This is a genomic window from Mesorhizobium sp. M0768, assembly GCF_040320195.1.
Classification (GTDB): Bacteria; Pseudomonadota; Alphaproteobacteria; order Rhizobiales; family Rhizobiaceae; genus Mesorhizobium.
Window position 1 is genome coordinate 1 of record NZ_JAMYPD010000120.1, and the last position, 666, is coordinate 666.

General features: G+C 65.2%; 1 protein-coding gene. It reads right to left on the reverse strand.

Translation table 11 applies throughout. From position 1 onward, the window contains the following. A partial coding sequence (locus tag NKI08_RS34610) for an IS110 family RNA-guided transposase (RefSeq protein WP_352776016.1) occupies nucleotides 1-586 on the reverse strand: 586 nt, incomplete at its 3' end. Nucleotides 587-666: the final 80 nt, after the last annotated feature.

The window sequence follows — 666 nt, forward strand, 5'->3', positions numbered from 1 at the left end:
TTGCCGCGTATCGCGCGCACACCGCGCGGTATTCCTCGCCGAGCGTCTCAAGCAGTTCCTTTGCCAGCGCCGGCACCGTCGCGTCGCCGGCAATGCGGGCCAGCAGTGGCTCGATGCGGGCAAGGCCTTGTGCGGCCACCAGGCCGAATTCGGCTGCGTAGCCGCGGATCGTGTTGGAAAGCTGCGTGCGCCGCCGCACCAGCTGCTCGCGCACCCCAAACAGCATCTGCGCCGCTTGCTGCTCGCCGCTCTTGATCCCAACAAAGCGTGTCCTGGGCCGGCTCATCGCCTCGCAGATCGCCTCGGCGTCAGCCGCGTCATGCTTGCCGCGCCGCACATACGGCTTCACGTGCTGCGCCGCGATCAGCACCACCTCATGACCCAGCCCCGACAGCGTGCGCGCCCAGTAATGCGAGCCACCGCACGCCTCCAGCCCGATCCTCACCGGCGCAAGCTTGGCGAAGAACGGGACTACCGCCCGCCGTTGCAATTTACGCACCAGCACCGAACGCTCCGCAGCGTCGACACCATGCAGCTGAAAAACACTCTTGGACGTATCCATGCCAATACGGATAAGGTGTTCCACGGACGGCTCCCTTGTTTGAGATCTCAACGAACTCATTCTGGCACATCCGATGCCGTCGGGCGCCGTCCACCCCATCATGC